Here is a 15,470-nt window from a genome sequence, read left to right as displayed (position 1 = left end):
GGGGGTGGTGTGGCGGGGAGGGGAACTTTTGTTCACAAAGTTCCCCTCCCCGCACACCACAAAACGTTCGTTATTTTTTTCTGGGTTCTTTGGTCAGGTCGTCCGTGGCGTTTTTGGCGTGCTGGACGAGGATGGCTCGGGCGCCGGGCACCTGGCCGAGGCCTTTGAGGTTGGCGGTCACTTTGAAGCCGGCGGCTTTGAGCCGCGAGGCCCAGGAGTCGTCTTCGTCGCCGGCCAGGTCGTTGCGGGCGTGGTCGCCGGCCACCAGCATGAGGGGGGAGAGGACCACGGATTTGACCTTGGCGGCTTTGAGCTCTTTGAGCAGGTCGTCGAAGCTGCGTTCGCCTTCCACGGTGGCCATGAAGACGTGTTTGTCCTGGTTGTGGAACAGGGCGCGCACGCCTTCAAAGGTCAGGCCGGCGCGGCCGTGTTCCTGGCCGTGGCCCATAAGCACCAGGGCGGCGTTTTTGCCGCGCAGGGTCTTGGTTTCCGCGTTGACGGCGGCGGCCAGGGCGCGGGCGTCGGCGGCGGATTCCAGCATGGGGCGGCCCAGGTAGACGGCGTCGAAGCGACCGGGATTTTTTTGCAGGTCGATGAGCACGGCGCGTTCCAGGGCGGAGAATTCTTCGCCGGCCATAATGTGCAGAGACTGCACGCGCACGACTTTTGCGCCGTCCTTGGCCAGCTGGGCGAGGCCGTCGCTGATGCCGCCCACGGGGCGGCCCTGGGCGGCGATTTTTTTGCGGATGATCTGGGAGGTGTAGGCCCAGATCACGGGTTCGCCGGGGAAGGCCTGTTTGAATTCTTTGTCCACGGCTTCCATGGCGGGCAGGGCTTCAGGCACGCTGGTGCCGAAGGCCACCAGCAGGATGCCCTGTTTGGGGGCCTCGGCGGCGCGGGGCGCGGCGGGCGCCGCTGCCAGGGCCGTGAGCAGCAGGAAGAGCAGCAGCAGGAGACGGGAGCCCGCAAGGGGCGAAATACGCGACATGGCAACCTCCTCAATGGCGCGTTGACGGGTTGAGAAAGGGCAAAACCGCCCGGCGGGTATTCGGACTTGAGGGGCTGGCCTTGGTTTCGCCTTCAGCGCCGGAGCGCCTGGCTGTCGCGCGCGTCGCCGGTTTGCCGACGGCGCGCGAAGAAACGTCGTACCCTCTTACCGCAGCGCGACTGTTTCCGATTCGCACGGAATTCCCCGCATATTTCGCCTAAAGGATACCAGGAGCGGGCAAAAGTCAAGGCCGCGGGCGGACGCGGGGGCCGGTTTTTCGGCTTCCGGGGCCTGTTTGCGCGGATTTTTCCTTGTTCTTTTGGGAAAATCCTGCTACTACATCACCCTCCCTGGTTGGGGGAAATCATGTTTGGAGGCTGGACATATGGCAGGTTTGGAAACCGGGCACGAAAGCGAAATCAATTTCGAAAGCGCCCTCGAAAACTATCTCAATCCCGATTTTGGCGACCTTGAGGAAGGCTCCATCACCAAGGGCGAGATTGTCCGCGTGGACGACGACACGGTGCTGGTGGACGTGAACTTCAAGTCCGAGGGGCAGATCCCCGCGGCCGAGTTCCGCGACGCCGCCGGCAACATGGCCGTCAAGGTGGGCGACAAGGTGGACGTCTATGTGGTTCGCAAGAACGAGAACGACGGCACCATCACCCTTTCCTTCGAGAAGGCCAAGCGCATGCAGGTCTTTGACCAGCTCGAGGATGTGCAGGAGAACAACAGGGTCATCAAGGGTCACATTGTGCGCCGCATCAAGGGCGGCTACACGGTGGACATCGGCGGGGTGGAGGCGTTTTTGCCCGGTTCCCATGTGGATCTGCGCCCCGTGCCCGATATGGACGCCCTGGTCAACCAGGAGTTCGAGTTCCGCGTGCTCAAGATCAACCGCCGCCGCAGCAACGTCATTGTTTCGCGGCGCGTGCTGCTTGAGGAAGAGCGCGACTCCAAGCGGCAGGAGCTGCTGCGCACCCTGGCCGAAGGCCAGATTGTGCAGGGCAAAGCCAAAAATATTACTGAATACGGCGTGTTTGTGGACCTGGGCGGCCTGGATGGCCTGCTGCACATCACGGACATGAGCTGGAAGCGCATTCGTCATCCCAAGGAAATGATCGCCATCGGTCAGGACCTGACCCTCAAGGTGCTTTCCTTTGACCGCGAGACCAACAAGGTCTCCCTGGGCCTCAAGCAGCTGGTGCCGGATCCGTGGCAGGACATCTCCGCCCGCTTCCCCGAAGGGGCCAAATGCACCGGCAAGGTCACCAACCTGGTGGACTACGGCGCATTTGTGGAGCTGGAGCCCGGCGTGGAAGGCCTGGTGCACATTTCTGAAATGTCCTGGACGCGCAAGCTGCGCCACCCTTCCCAGATGGTCCACACCGGCGACGAGGTGGAAGTGGTCATCCTGGGCGTGGACGGCGACAAAAAGCGCATCAGCCTGGGCATGAAGCAGGTGCGGCCCAACCCCTGGGAGCTGGTGGCCGAGAAATACCCCGAAGGCACCATCCTTGAGGGCGTTATCAAGAACATCACCGAATTCGGCATGTTCATCGGCATTGAGGACGGCATCGACGGCCTCATCCACGTCTCTGACATCTCCTGGACCAAAAAAGTGCGCCATCCCAACGAGCTGTACAAGGTGGGCGACACTGTGCAGGCCAAGGTGCTGACCGTGGACCAGGAGAACGAAAAGTTCACCCTGGGCGTCAAGCAGCTGGTGGACGACCCCTGGGGCCATGTGCCCAGCACCTATCCCGTGGGCTGCACGGTCAAGGGCATTGTGACCAACATCACCGACTTCGGCCTCTTTGTAGAGGTTGAAGAAGGCATTGAAGGCCTGGTGCACGTTTCCGAGCTTTCCAGCAAGAAGGTCAAGTCCCCGGCCGAGATGTACAAGGAAGGCCAGGAAATCCAGGCCAAAGTCATCCATGTGAGCGCCGAGGAGCGCCGCCTGGGCCTCTCCATCAAGCAGATCAAGGATGAGGACGACCGCCGCAAGCCCAAGGAGTTCCACTCCGGACCGCAGGAAGCGGGTCAGAGCCTGGGCGATCTGCTCAAGCAGAAGTTTGAAGAAAGCGAAAACAACGGCTAAGCCGGCTGGAACGCGCTTCGGCGTGAACCGGCTTCGGCATCAGGGTCTGAGCGCGCCGCACAGGCGCGCGCCAGACCAGGAATAAGGCAGGAGGCGCGCCGCAGGCGCGCCTCCTGCCGCATCCTCTCCCCGCCCGCGCGCATCCCGCCACCGCCGTCATAGCCGCAGGAGGCCCCCATGTCCCCCCATACCATCGGTTCCCGCATCCGGGTTTTTCGTGAAGAGCGCGAAATGGATCTGCCGACCCTGGCCCAGCATACGGGGCTGACCGAGGCGTACCTGGAAAAGCTGGAAAACAACACCATTTACCCCTGCATCGGTCCGCTGCAGAAGGTGGCCCGCGCCCTGGGCGTGCGCCTGGGCACCTTTCTGGACGATCAGTTCAGCCGCGACCCCATCGTGAGCAGCGTCCATAAAGAGGGCGAGGCGGACGAGGCCCTGCACACCGGGCGCATTCCCCGCCCCAGCTATGTGTACCACGCGCTGGGCAAGGGCAAGAATGACCGCAATATGGAGCCCTTCCACATCCGCATCTTTCCGGACGGGGGCGAGCGCAAGACAACCTCCCACGAGGGCGAGGAATTTATCTTTGTGCTCAAAGGCCAGCTGCTGGTGGTGTATGGGCGCGAGGCCCATGTGCTTAACCCCGGCGAAACCATCTACTACAATTCCATTGTGCCCCACTATGTGGGGGCGGCCGGCGACGGGCCGGTGGAGATTCTGGCCGTCACCTACAACCCGTAGCAGGGCGCGGGCAGGCCTTCCTTTTTATGGGCCCGCGCAGGCCCTCCTTGCCTGCCTGTTTATGATTGGCCCGCGGCGCGGAACCTGGCCGGAAGCTGCGCCGGTTCTGCGCCGCGGTTCCAGTGCGCGGCCCAGACCAGGGCAAAGCCTTTGCACTCCCATAAAAGAATAACGTTTTTGAAGGGTGGGGGCGTGGTGGAAGGAAACTTTTGTTCACAAACGTTTCCCTCCACCACAAAAACTCCCTCCCCGCAACCTGATGCCTCAGGAGGAAAGCATGGACGAGAAAGTTCGCGAGCGCCAGGCGCAGTTTGAGCTGCGCGAGTGGACCCTGGGGCAGGTGCTGGACCACACGGTGGCGCGGTATCCGGACAATGAGGCCGTGGTCTATGCGGACCGCAGCTACCGCCAGACCTGGCGGGAGTTCGGGGCCATGGTGGACCGCTTTGCCAAAGGGCTCATGGCCCTGGGCGTGAAAAAGGGCGAAAAGGTGGCGGTGTGGGCCACCAACGTGCCCTACTGGGTGGCCCTGCAGTTTGCCACGGCCAAGATCGGGGCGGTGCTCATCACGGTGAACACCAACTACCGCGAGCACGAGCTGCGCTACCTGCTCACCCAGTCCGAGTGCGAGAACGTCTTTCTTATTGATAGCCTGCGCGACCACGACTACCTGGAGACCTTCTACCGCATCGCGCCGGAGCTGCGTTTTCAGTCGCACGAATCTTTTGTCTGCAAAAGCCTGCCCCACCTCAAGCGGGTGTTCTTTCTGGGCGCGGAAAAGCACCGGGGCATGTATTCCGTGCCAGAGGTGCTCTCCCTGGCCGATATGGTGGACGATGCGGATTACCTGGCCCGCCAGGCCTCCCTGGACCCCTGGGACGCCATTAACATGCAGTATACCTCCGGCACCACGGGCTTTCCGCGCGGGGTTATGCTCACCCATGTGGGCGTGGGCCTCAACGGCTACTGGATAGGCAAACACCAGAATTTCGGCCCCAACGACCGCGTTTGCCTGCCCGTGCCCCTGTTCCATTGCTTCGGCTGCGTGCTGGGGGTTTCGGCCTGCGTCAACCACGGGGCCACCATGGTGATTCTGGAATCCTTCAATGCCCTCAAGGTGCTGGCCGCCGTGGACAGCGAGCGCTGCACGGCCCTTTACGGCGTGCCCACCATGTTTCTGGCCGAGCTGGAGCACAAGCTCTTCCGCCGCTTTGACGTCTCCTGCCTGCGCACGGGCATCATGGCCGGTTCCGTCTGCCCGGAGCCCCTCATGCGCCGGGTGGTGGAGGACATGAACATGAAGGAGATCACCATCTGCTACGGCCTTACCGAGGCCTCGCCGGTCATGACCCAGTCGGATATTCACGACCCCATGCCCCTGCGCTGCGAAACCGTGGGCTGCGCCATGCCCGGCATTGAAGTGCGCGTGGGCGATCCGCAGACCTGCGAAGAGCTGCCCCGCGGCCAGGTGGGCGAAATCCTCTGCCGCGGCTACAATATCATGAAGGGCTACTACAATATGCCCGAAGCCACGGCCGCCGCCATCAGCCCCGAAGGCTGGCTGCACTCCGGCGACCTGGGCGTTATGGACGAAAACGGCTATCTGCGCGTCACCGGCCGCATTAAGGATATGATCATCCGCGGCGGCGAAAACGTCTATCCCCGCGAGGTGGAAGAATACCTTATGAGCATGCCCGGCGTGCTGGACGTGCAGGTGGTGGCCGTGCCCAGCCGCAAATACGGCGAAGAAGTGGGCACCTTCGTCATCCCCCGCCCCGGCGTGGACATCCGCCCCGAAGACGTGCGCGACTTCTGCCGAGGCAAAATCGCCTGGTTCAAAATTCCTAAGTATGTGGAAATAGTCTCCGGCTTCCCCCTCACCGCCAGCGGCAAAATCCAGAAATACAAACTGCGTGAAATGGCCGCCCAGCTCTGGCCCGAAGCCATGCAGGATCAAGCGGATCTGCCGAAGTAGCGGAAAGTTTTTTGTGGGGGGGAGGGGAAACTTTTGTGAACAAAAGTTTCCCCTCCCCCCACCCCCCCCCCTTCCCTTCAAAAAACTTTTCTCCCCTCAGGGGACGCGCAAGGCGTACCCTGGGAAGGCGTTTGCACCGCTGTGAAGGGCTGCCGTGTGGGCAGTTTTTCCTTATAGGGCAGCGTACCTTTGAGAATATGCATTCTCGAAATTTATGACCCCCCTCCCTTTTTTCATAATTATGACATCCTTTCCCGGCAGTTGAGCGCGGCATAAAGGGGCGCGGGAGCGCAGCGCCCCGCCCTTGACCCCCTGCACAAAAAACATGTCGCCGTGCCCGCAGGGCAACAATCCTGCGATCAGGTCCGGCGCAACTCCCTCCCTTCGCTCCCCCGCTCCATCAGCTCCTCTGCGCTGCGCGTTTTACCGTCAAAATCATACTATTTTAATAGTATTTATATGCTACTTACCAAATTTTATTGACATATATGGTGCAATCAGGAATTTTTTGTGCTAAGCATAAAACATACTTGCTTGCTATGATTATGTCGTACCGGCCGTTACGACTCGTATCCGGCAAGCCTCTTACGGCCTACAGCCTATCTGCAACGTTTGGTGAATATTATGAAAAAACTGCTTATTCTTGGCGCCGGCGCCGGCGGGACCATGATGGCCACGAAAATGAGAAAACTTCTCAGTGAACGGGAGTGGGAAATAACGCTCCTGGATCGTGACCCCGTCCACCACTACCAACCCGGCTGGCTGCTGGTGCCTTTCGGCGTGGATACGCCCCAAGGCTGCGTCCGCCCCAAGAAAGACTTTGTCGTTCGCGGCGTCCATTTTGTGCTGGATACGATTACCGCCGTGGACGCGACGCAACGGAAGGTCGTCTGCCAGAACGGCACCTATGCGTACGACTGGATTATCATCGCCACCGGGGCCCGGATTGCCCCGGAGGAAGTCCCCGGCCTTATGGACGACTGGGGCGGCAAAATCCACAATTTCTACACTCCCGACGGCGCGGCCGCCCTGTATGACAAGCTGAAGCATTTCAAAAAAGGGCGGCTTGTGCTGCACATTTGCGAAACGCCCATCAAGTGCCCCGTAGCGCCGCTGGAGTTCGTCTACATGGCGGACTGGTACCTGCAGAAGATGGGCGTGCGCGACCATGTGGAAATTGAGCTGGTTACCCCCCTCACTGGGGCCTTTACCAAGCCTGTGGCCAATGAAATCCTGGGGGCGCTGTGCGCCAAAAAGGGCATCAAGGTCACCACCAACTGGAGCGTGGACAGCGTGGATGCGGGCCGTTCCGTCATCGCCTCGGTAACGGGCGATGAAATCCCCTATGACCTTCTGGTGACCATCCCCCCCAATCTGGGGCAGCCTTTCCTTGTGGAATCGGGCATCGCCGACGTGACCGGCTTTGTGGATACGGATAAGGAGCTTCTGCGGGCCAAACAGTTTGAAAATATGTACGTCATCGGCGACGCGACCAATGTTCCGGCTTCCAAGGCCGGATCCGTCGCCCATTTTGAGTCCGATGTCATTGCCCAGAACCTGATGTCCGACATTGAAGGCACAGACAATTACTACCGGTTTGACGGGCACACCAACTGCTTTATCGTCACGGGCTTTGAAAAGGCCTCTCTCATCGACTTCAGCTATGCCGTGGAGCCGCTGCCGGGCATGTTTCCGCTGCCTGGGGTCGGCCCCTTTGAACTGCTGGGCGAAAGCCACATCAATTATTGGGGCAAGCTCATGTTCAAGTGGGTGTACTACAACCTTATGATGAAGGGACATGAGCTTCCTTTTGAACCCAATCTGTATCTTGCAGGGAAAGACACCTCCTTGCTGCGCTCCAAGTAGTCCGGAGGCCGTATGACATCTGAAGAAAAGATTCTGGAGCGCCTGGAGGCCATTGAAGGCAGGCTCGCGGCCCTGCAGGAACGCGGGGAAAACAGCCGGGCCCTCATGGAGCAGCTGACGCCCATCGGCAACCATGCTTTTCGCCTGCTTGTCGAAGAGCTGGAATGCCTCAACGGCAGGGTTTCGCTGGACGACATCCTGGACCTGGGCAGAAAAGGGCTGCTCAGCGTCCCCAAGCTCACCTGGCTGCTCGACCAGCTGGAAAACCTCTCGGACCTGTGGCGCATCCTGCACCCCGCGGTGGGGCCGACCTTCCCGCACGTCATTGCCAAAATGGACGCCTGGGAAAAAGACGGCGTGTTTGAAAAACTCGCCGCCCTCAAGCGCGCGGGTGGCGGCTGGCTGGAGGGTCAGGGCCCGGAGGACATAGCCCGGCTGGGCGCAGGCCTTGCGTTTCTGACCCGGCAGCTGCAGCGCCTTGCCGACCCTGAACTGCAGGCCAGAATAACCCGCCTGCTGGATGCCGCAGGAGAAATTGACCTGGCCCAGGCCAGGCCCACGGGCTTGCTGGGCCTGCTCGCAACCCTGCGCAGCTCGGAGGGCAGGCAGGCTCTGGGCCTGCTGGCGGAGCTGACCAGAACGCTCGGCAAAGCCGGCGGGCAAAGCGCGCCCCAATAGCCGATCCGGGACGGGCCGTGCGGCGGCCCCTGCTGCCGCACGGCCCGTCCCGCGCTTTTGCGCGCCGCCGCGCCTTGCCAGGGCCGGGGCTTGCTGGCATACTCCGGCCATGAATGTCGCAGGTTCTGTCGCGCCCCCCGCCAGCCCGCTGGCCGCGCTGCCCTTTCTGCCCCAGCTGTGCGGCAGAAGCGGGTCTGTTGCCGCGCCCGAAGACGCAGCCTGCTTCGCCCTCTGGGAGAAGTACGCCATGCTGCCCAACATCCGGCGGCACTCCCTGTTGGTGGCCCACATTGCCACAGCCCTGGCGCAGCGGGCCGAGGCTCTGGGCCTGCCCGTAAAGGCCGCCCAGGTACGCGCCAGCGCCTTGCTGCACGATCTCGCCAAAACCTACTGCGTCCGTTACGGCGGCAGCCACGCCCAGCTGGGCGCGGCCTGGACCGTGGCCGAAACGGGCAACTACGCCGTGGCCCAGGGCGTCATGCTCCATGTGTGGTGGCCCTGGGATCTGCCCCAGGGGCGGGATATCTGCGCCCTGCCTTTCTTTGTCATGTATGCCGACAAGCGCGTGCGCCACGACGTCTGCGTCACCCTGGAAGAACGGTACGACGACCTCCTCCAACGCTACGGCCGCAGTGAGGAAGCCCGTGAGGGCATCCGCGCCGCCTACCGACAGGGCAAAACCATTGAAGGCGCTCTTGCGGCGCTGCTGGGATGGTCCTTGCATGAAAATTCTTTTGATTGCGGGCGGTTGGTCCACTGAGCGCGAGGTCTCGCTCAGCGGGGCCGCAGCCATGCGTCAGGCCCTCGTTGCGCGCGGGCACAGCGTCACCCTGTTTGATCTGCTGGAATCCTTCGACAGTCTGCTCCAGACGGCGCAGGCGTATGACTTTGCCCTCATCAACCTGCACGGCGCGCCCGGAGAGGACGGCCTGGTGCAGGCCATGCTGGAGCGGGTGGGCTGCCCCTACCAGGGGGCCGGGCCGGCGGGCTCCTTTCTGGCCCTGAACAAGGCCGCGGCCAAGCAGATCTTCCGCCAGGCGGGCCTGCCCACAGCGGATTGGGAATTTCTGCCCCAGCCTCCGCCGCCGGGCTGGCGGCCCCGCCTGCCCTACCCCCTGTTCGCCAAAAGCAACACCGGGGGCTCTTCCCTGCGTCTGGGCCGCGCCCGCGACAAACAGGAGCTGGACGCGGTGCTTGCGTCCATCTTCGCCGCCGGGGACGAGGCCCTGCTGGAGCCCGTGCTGCCGGGGCGGGAAGTGACCTGCGGCGTCCTGGGCGAGGAGGCCTTGCCCCCCATCCTCATCGAGCCCCTGGCCGGGGATTTTTTTGACTACAAAAGCAAATACGCCAGCGACGGCGCGCGCGAGCTTTGCCCCGCGCCCATCGGGCCGGAACTGACGGCCAGGGCGCAGCGGATCTCCCTGGCCGCCCACCGCGCCCTGGGGCTTGCGGGCTACAGCCGGGCCGACTTCATCCTGGGCCCGGACGACAGCCTGAGCCTGCTGGAGGTCAATACTCTGCCCGGCATGACCGCCACCAGCCTGGTGCCCCGGGAGGCCCGCGCCCTGGGCATGGATTTCGGGCAGCTGCTGGAGCGGCTTATAGAGCTTGGCTTGCGGGAACACGCCCACAGCTGAGCAAAAAACTATTTTTTTACGCAGGCAAGCGCCGCCGGAGGTTTTCCGGCGGCGCTTGCGCTGTGTGGGCCCTTGTTCTTGACCGCTATACGGCATTGGCATAGATTGAACAAGTTTTTCACTGGCCGCAATCAACGAAAACGTATCTGCGCCCGATAGCGCTGGTAGTTTAGCCTGTAGATGGAAGCCTATGAATATTCTTCTGGCCCACAACAATTTCCCCGGTCAGTTCCACCGTCTGGCCGTGGAGCTGGCTGCGGACCCGGCCAATAAGGTGCTTTTTCTTTCCCACTACCGGCGTAAAGACCTCAATGTGCCCGGCGTGGAATGGCGTCAGGTGCCTCTGCCGACGGAAGAAAAAACCCCCAGCTCCCCGCGCAAAAAGTACCTGACCCTGCTTGCGCAGGGCGAGCGCTTTGCCGACGCCATGGTGGCGCTGCGCAAGGAGGGCTACCGGCCGGATCTCATCTACGGGCATGTGGGTTTCGGCTGCTGCATCTACGCGCCGGACATTTTTCCGGAGGCGGCCCACGCCGGTTTTTTTGAGTGGTATTACTCCGCCAATGCGGACACGCGCTTTTTTGCCGGCGACAAGCCCGTGGCGCTCAATACCCGCGCCGAAAACCGCCAGAGCAACATGTGCACGCTTTCGGCCCTTAAGGAATGCGTGCTGGGCATTGCCCCCACGGAATGGCAGCGCACCCAGCATCCGCCGGAATTTCTGCACAAAATCCATACCCTGCACGACGGCATTGACACCCAGTTTTTTGCGCCCCAGGCCAAAACGCCCCTCAGGCTTAAGGGGCTGGACCTCTCGCAGGCCGGGGAAATCGTCACCTACGCCACGCGCGGGCTGGAGCCCTACCGCGGCTTTCCCACCTTTTACCGCAGCCTGCCTTCCCTGCTGGCGGCCCGGCCCAGGGCCCACGTGGTCATTATGGCCGACGACCGCGCGGCCTACAGCGGCAAGCGCAAGGACGGCAAAACCTGGAAGGACGTGCTGCGCGAAGAAGTGACGGTGGACGACAGCCGGGTGCACTTCATCCCCTTTCAGCCTTACGACCAGTACCGGGCGCTGTTGCGCGCCTCAGACGTGCACGTCTACCTCACCGCGCCCTTTGTGCTCTCCTGGTCCATGCTGGAGGCCATGAGCTGCGGCTGCCTGCTGGTGGCCTCCAATACCGAACCCGTGCGCGAAGTGGTGCAGGACGGCGTCAACGGCTTTCTGACGGATTTCTGGGACCATGAGGCCCTGGCCCGGCGCGTGGCCGCCTGCCTGGCCAACCGTGAAAAGCTGGACAGGGTGCGGGCCAATGCCCGCAAGACCATCCTGAACCGCTACGCCCTGCACAAACTGCTGCCCCGCCATGTGGCCCTGCTTAAGGCCGCGTATTACCTGAATCAGGCGTAAGCCCACGCAAAAAGGCAACCATGCAATTTCCTACTTCCGTTGTTCCCTGCCTGGCGCTGGCCGCGCATTTGTGCAAACTGCCCGCGCCCGCATCCGTGAGCGTGCCCCAGAAAGGTTCTGTGTCGGAAGCGGACCTTGAGGCGCTGGGGCAGCGCCTGGGGCTTGGCGTCAATGTGGTGCGAGAGGAGCCTTTGGCGGATATTGCTGCCCGGCCCCTGGCCGGCCCCGTGGCGCTGCTGCTCAAAAACGGCGCTTCCGTGCTGTTTGTGGGCAAGGTGCGCGGCAAGCCCCTGGCCAGCATTATTGATCCGACCCAAAAGCCCCTCAAGCAGATCAACGTCCCCTTTGCCGAGCTGGAGCCCCAGTGCGCGGGCGTGGCCCTGCTGCTGACCCCCCAGCGGCAGCCCCATCGGCATGTGCAGGCCCTGGTGAGCATTGCCCGCCACTACAACAAAGACCTGGCCGCCGACGACCTTATCCACGCCTACCTGCTCCAGAACGGCGAGCCGGACCCCAAACTCTTTTTGCGCATGCTGGGGGACAACGGCTTTCAGGGCCATACGGCAGCTCTGGGCCTGGACGGCCTTATGCAGATGCAGTCCGCCTTGCCGGCCATTTTGCACTGCCAGGGCGGGGGGCTGCTCATCCTCTGGCAGATCCACGAGGACGGCGGCCTGGAAATCGAAAACCCCGACCGCCCCTTTGCCGGGCACGTCACCCTGCCCAGGGCCGAGGTGGAGCCCCTGCTCACCGGGCAGGTGACCTTTGTCAAATCCCTGCATGTGGAAAGCGCCATTCCCCCGCCGCCCAAAAAGTTTGGCTTCTCGTTCTTTCTCAACGAAATAAAGCAGATGAAGGCCAATATGGCCGAAGTGGGCCTGGCCGCCATTGCCCTGCAGGTGCTGGGCTTGGCCATGCCGCTGTTTTTCCAGATTATTATTGACCGCGTGGTGACCCACCACGCGGAAATAACCCTCCACGTGCTGGCCCTGGGCATGCTGGCGGCCATCATCTTTGAGGCCGTTTTCGGCTGGTTGCGCTCTTACCTGCTGCTCTACGCCACCAGCGTCATTGATCTGCGCCTGGCCATCCGCACCTTTGAGCACCTTACCAGCGTGGCCTTGCCGTTTTTTGAGCGCACCCCGGCCGGCGTGCTTATCAAGCACATGCAGCAGCCGGAAAAAATCCGCGAATTTCTCACGGGCCGGTTGTTCGGGGCCATGCTGGACAGCGTCTCCCTCTTTGTGGTGCTGCCCATCCTTTTTGCCTACAGCTGGCGGCTGACCGTGCTGGTGCTGCTTTTTTCCGGCCTTTCCGCGCTGATCATCTTCCTGGCTATGGGGCCCTTCCGCCAGCGCCTGCAGGATCTTTACGCCACTGAGGGCGAACGTCAGGCCTTTCTGGTGGAAAACATCCGGGCCATGCCCACCGTCAAATCCCTCTCGCTGGAGCCCCTGCGCCGTCGCGGCTGGGACAACCGCGCCGCCGTGGCTACGGGCATGCGCTTCCGCGTGGGCAAAATGTCCATCGCCATCAGCACCTTCATGCAGGTGATGCAGAAGTGCATGACCCTGGCCATCATCTGGTGGGGCGTCTACCAGGTCTTTGACAACACCATGACCGTGGGCGCGTTGGTGGCTTTTAACATGTACTCCGCCCGCGTTACGGGCCCCCTGGTGCAGATTGCCGGGCTTATCCAGCAGTACCAGGAAACGGGCATCTCCATGCGCATGCTGGCCCAGGTGATGGACGAACCCCCGGAAGACGGCGGCGCGCGCGGCGTGCTGCCCCGCATTAACGGGGCCATCCGCTGCCGCAACCTCACCTTCCGCTACACCAAGGACGGCGCGCCCGCCCTCTCGGACGTGAGCTTCGACTGCCCGGCGGGCAGCGTGCTGGGCGTTGTGGGGCGCTCCGGCTCGGGCAAGAGCACGCTCACCCGGCTTATCCAGCGCCTGCAGCCCTTGCAGGAAGGCGATATCTGGATAGACAACCACAATATCCGCGATATTGACATGGCCCACCTGCGCCGTTCCATCGGCGTGGTGCTGCAGGAAAACTTCCTCTTCCGCGGCCGCGTGCGCGACAATATCGCCATGACCAGGCCCACGGCCACCCTGGAAGAAATTGTCCACGCCTCCCGCATGGCCGCAGCCCACGAGTTCATTGAAAAACTGCCCGAAGGCTACAATACCGTGCTGGAGGAGGGCGGCTCCAACCTCTCCGGCGGGCAGCGCCAGCGCCTGGCCATTGCCCGCGCCCTGCTCACGGATCCCAAGCTCATGATTTTTGACGAAGCCACCAGCGCCCTGGACCCCGAAAGCGAAGCCGAAATCCAGGGCAACATCAATACCATCGGCAGGGGCCGCACCATGATCATCGTAAGCCACCGCCTTTCCATGCTGCGCCATGCCGACCAGATCCTGGTGCTGGACAACGGCCGCCTGGTGGGCGCGGGCCCCCACGAAAAAGTCTATGCCGAGTGCCCCATCTACCGCGCGCTTTGGGATCGCCAGAACGCCGTTCAACAGGGGGTGCTGTGAGCCTGCCGTCCTTCCTTGCCCTTCTGCGGGCGCGCTGCCTTGCGCTGCTGCCCGCCCGCTTCCGGCCCGCGTCGCCCCCGCCGCTGTCTTTGCCCGTCACGGCAGGCGACGCCCCTGCGGCAGGCGCCGCCCCTGCAGCGGATCAGCCCCAGCAGCCCCAGCAACAGCGCGAGGTGCCGCGCGACATTCTGCGCTTCCAGCCCGACCGCGTCCTGCTGGAGCGCGCCACGCCGCCCCTGGGCGCCCGCTGGACCCTCTTTACCCTGGCCGGCGTGCTCTGCGTGCTCATCATCTGGGCCATTGTGGGCAAGATCGACAAAATCGTCTCCGCCGAGGGCAAAATCGTTACCGTGGCCACCCCGGTGGTGCTGCAGTCCTACAGCATCTCGCTCGTCAAGGATATCCGCGTGGTCATGGGCCAGCGCGTCCACAAAGGCGACCTCCTGGTGGTGCTGGACCCCACCTTTGCCCAGGCCGATCTCTCCCAGCTGCAGGAGCGCATCATCAGCCTCTCCGCCCACGCCGCCCGCCTGCAGTGCGAAATGGACGAAACCACCTACCCCCCGCCGCCGGCTCCGGAGGCCCCGCCCCTCAATGCCTCCCAGCAGCGCGAACAGCGCGTGCAGGCCGATATTTACCAGAACCGGCATGCGGAGTTCGCCGCCCGCATCCGCACCTATGAAGAGCAGGAAAAACGCCTGGTCTCGGAAATTGCCTCCACCATCGAGGACCTCCAGCGCCGCAAGGAACGCCTGAAGATCTATCGCGAATTTGAAGAAATGCGCCGCAAGCTCTATGAGCAGGGCATCGAGGCCCGCGCCGGCTTCCTGGAGGTGAAAAAAGACCGCCTCACCGTGGAGAGCGACGTGCTCCGCCTGGACAGCAGCATCCAGGAGCTGCGCTACGAAGCCGCCAGCGTGGAAGCGGACAAGGCCGCTTACCTCACCGGCTGGCGCAGCAGCACCGCCCAGGAGATGGTCACCGTGCGGCGTGACCTGGACCAGGCCCGCGAACAGCTCAATAAAGCGCAGAAAATGAATGAGCTCGTCAACATCCGCGCGCCCATGGACGCCGTGGTGCTGGAGGTGGCCAAGCGCAACGTGGGCTCCGTGGCCGATGAAGCCGAAGCCCTGGTTACCCTGGTGCCCCTCAACAGCCCCCTGGAAGTGGACGTGGAAATTCAGCCCCAGGATATCGGCTATGTGCGCGTGGGCCAGACCGCCCGCGTCAAACTCGCCACCATGCCCTTCCAGAAGCACGGCAAAATCGACGCCACCGTCCTGGCCGTCAGCGAAGACGCCTTCCTCAAAAAAACCGCCGCCGGCGAACAAAGCGTTTACCGCGCCCGCCTGGAACTGCCGCCGGATCCCCTGTCCAGCATGCGCAGCCTGCCCCAGGGCTTCACCATTCTGCCCGGCATGACCGTCTCCGCCGAAATCAACGTGGGCGAACGCCGCATTATTGAATACTTCCTCTATCCTATCATCGCCGGCTTCGACCAAAGCCTGCGCGAACCCCGATAAGGGG

The 15,470-nt window shown here is 62.7% G+C and carries 11 protein-coding genes and 1 riboswitch; of the genes, 10 read left to right on the top strand and 1 reads right to left on the bottom strand.

The window, feature by feature from the left end; genetic code table 11:
* Nucleotides 1-70 precede the first annotated feature (70 nt).
* Nucleotides 71-988: a sirohydrochlorin cobaltochelatase gene (locus BLS55_RS04865; protein WP_092153235.1), complete on the bottom strand. Its 918-nt coding sequence runs from the start codon at nucleotides 986-988 to the stop codon at nucleotides 71-73.
* 34 nt (nucleotides 989-1,022) lie between these two features.
* Nucleotides 1,023-1,235: riboswitch (cobalamin riboswitch) on the bottom strand.
* 138 nt (nucleotides 1,236-1,373) lie between these two features.
* Between BLS55_RS04865 and BLS55_RS04860 the strand changes: the two genes are divergently transcribed.
* From BLS55_RS04860 to BLS55_RS04815, 10 genes are all read left to right on the top strand, one after another.
* Nucleotides 1,374-3,089 (top strand): 30S ribosomal protein S1, encoded by a 1,716-nt coding sequence (locus BLS55_RS04860; RefSeq protein WP_092153234.1) that lies wholly within the window; start codon nucleotides 1,374-1,376, stop codon nucleotides 3,087-3,089.
* A gap of 177 nt (nucleotides 3,090-3,266) precedes the next feature.
* On the top strand, nucleotides 3,267-3,833 hold the full coding sequence (locus BLS55_RS04855; protein ID WP_092153233.1) for a helix-turn-helix domain-containing protein: 567 nt from the start codon (nucleotides 3,267-3,269) through the stop codon (nucleotides 3,831-3,833).
* Nucleotides 3,834-4,110: 277 nt separating this feature from the next.
* Nucleotides 4,111-5,808 (top strand): AMP-binding protein, encoded by a 1,698-nt coding sequence (locus tag BLS55_RS04850; RefSeq protein ID WP_092153232.1) that lies wholly within the window; start codon nucleotides 4,111-4,113, stop codon nucleotides 5,806-5,808.
* Between the two features lie 624 nt (nucleotides 5,809-6,432).
* Nucleotides 6,433-7,674 carry a type III sulfide quinone reductase, selenoprotein subtype gene (gene sqr, locus BLS55_RS04845; protein WP_092153255.1) on the top strand — a complete coding sequence of 414 codons (1,242 nt, stop codon included), beginning with the start codon at nucleotides 6,433-6,435 and terminating at the stop codon, nucleotides 7,672-7,674.
* Nucleotides 7,675-7,686: 12 nt separating this feature from the next.
* A complete protein-coding gene (locus tag BLS55_RS04840; RefSeq protein ID WP_092153231.1) occupies nucleotides 7,687-8,352 on the top strand; it encodes a hypothetical protein in 666 nt (221 codons plus the stop codon).
* A 109-nt stretch (nucleotides 8,353-8,461) separates the two neighbouring features.
* A complete protein-coding gene (locus tag BLS55_RS04835; protein ID WP_092153230.1) occupies nucleotides 8,462-9,112 on the top strand; it encodes an HDIG domain-containing metalloprotein in 651 nt (216 codons plus the stop codon).
* A complete protein-coding gene (locus BLS55_RS04830) occupies nucleotides 9,075-9,989 on the top strand; it encodes a D-alanine--D-alanine ligase family protein (protein ID WP_092153229.1) in 915 nt (304 codons plus the stop codon). The genes BLS55_RS04835 and BLS55_RS04830 overlap by 38 nt, the downstream gene beginning before the upstream one ends.
* A 190-nt stretch (nucleotides 9,990-10,179) precedes the next feature.
* Nucleotides 10,180-11,400, top strand: coding sequence for a glycosyltransferase (locus tag BLS55_RS04825; protein WP_092153228.1), 1,221 nt, complete (start codon nucleotides 10,180-10,182; stop codon nucleotides 11,398-11,400).
* A 20-nt stretch (nucleotides 11,401-11,420) separates the two neighbouring features.
* Nucleotides 11,421-13,943, top strand: coding sequence for an ABC transporter transmembrane domain-containing protein (locus BLS55_RS04820; RefSeq protein WP_092153227.1), 2,523 nt, complete (start codon nucleotides 11,421-11,423; stop codon nucleotides 13,941-13,943).
* On the top strand, nucleotides 13,940-15,466 hold the full coding sequence (locus BLS55_RS04815; RefSeq protein ID WP_180365399.1) for an HlyD family type I secretion periplasmic adaptor subunit: 1,527 nt from the start codon (nucleotides 13,940-13,942) through the stop codon (nucleotides 15,464-15,466). The genes BLS55_RS04820 and BLS55_RS04815 overlap by 4 nt, the downstream gene beginning before the upstream one ends.
* Nucleotides 15,467-15,470 lie beyond the last annotated feature (4 nt).

The sequence above is a fragment of the Desulfovibrio legallii genome (assembly GCF_900102485.1).
Taxonomy (GTDB): domain Bacteria; phylum Desulfobacterota; class Desulfovibrionia; order Desulfovibrionales; family Desulfovibrionaceae; genus Desulfovibrio; species Desulfovibrio legallii_A.
This window is presented reverse-complemented; position numbering and strand designations above follow the sequence as displayed.

Excerpts from the sequence above, each read along its gene's own strand:
- BLS55_RS04865 (WP_092153235.1), bottom strand. The coding sequence starts at position 988 with ATGTCGCGTATTTCGCCCCTTGCGGGCTCCCGTCTCCTGCTGCTGCTC.
- BLS55_RS04860 (WP_092153234.1), top strand. The coding sequence starts at position 1,374 with ATGGCAGGTTTGGAAACCGGGCACGAAAGCGAAATCAATTTCGAAAGC.
- BLS55_RS04855 (WP_092153233.1), top strand. The coding sequence starts at position 3,267 with ATGTCCCCCCATACCATCGGTTCCCGCATCCGGGTTTTTCGTGAAGAG.
- BLS55_RS04850 (WP_092153232.1), top strand. The coding sequence starts at position 4,111 with ATGGACGAGAAAGTTCGCGAGCGCCAGGCGCAGTTTGAGCTGCGCGAG.
- sqr (WP_092153255.1), top strand. The coding sequence starts at position 6,433 with ATGAAAAAACTGCTTATTCTTGGCGCCGGCGCCGGCGGGACCATGATG.
- BLS55_RS04840 (WP_092153231.1), top strand. The coding sequence starts at position 7,687 with ATGACATCTGAAGAAAAGATTCTGGAGCGCCTGGAGGCCATTGAAGGC.
- BLS55_RS04835 (WP_092153230.1), top strand. The coding sequence starts at position 8,462 with ATGAATGTCGCAGGTTCTGTCGCGCCCCCCGCCAGCCCGCTGGCCGCG.
- BLS55_RS04830 (WP_092153229.1), top strand. The coding sequence starts at position 9,075 with ATGAAAATTCTTTTGATTGCGGGCGGTTGGTCCACTGAGCGCGAGGTC.
- BLS55_RS04825 (WP_092153228.1), top strand. The coding sequence starts at position 10,180 with ATGAATATTCTTCTGGCCCACAACAATTTCCCCGGTCAGTTCCACCGT.
- BLS55_RS04820 (WP_092153227.1), top strand. The coding sequence starts at position 11,421 with ATGCAATTTCCTACTTCCGTTGTTCCCTGCCTGGCGCTGGCCGCGCAT.